The 258-nt window shown below is 48.1% G+C and carries 1 protein-coding gene; it reads left to right on the top strand.

Annotated elements, in window-relative coordinates; all coding sequences use genetic code 11:
- Positions 1 to 14: 14 nt before the first annotated feature.
- The coding region (locus tag ORL93_RS31120; protein ID WP_265960362.1) for a PadR family transcriptional regulator at positions 15 to 258 on the top strand (244 nt) is incomplete at its 3' end.

Here is a 258-nt window from a genome sequence, read left to right on the forward strand (position 1 = left end):
AGGAGGATCTAAACATGGAAAATTTAACTGAAATGCTGAAGGGTTCGCTGGAAGGCTGCGTGCTGGAAATCATCAGCCGCCATGAAACCTATGGCTACGAGATTACCCGCCGCCTGAACGAGCTTGGCTTTACCGAAGTCGTGGAAGGGACGGTCTATACCATCCTCGTGCGATTAGAAAAGAAAAAACTTGTGAACATAGAAAAGAAACCGTCAGATATGGGGCCGCCCCGCAAGTTTTACTCACTTAATGAGGCTG

Source organism: Bacillus sp. DHT2, assembly GCF_026241455.1.
Taxonomy (GTDB): domain Bacteria; phylum Bacillota; class Bacilli; order Bacillales; family Bacillaceae_G; genus Bacillus_A; species Bacillus_A pseudomycoides.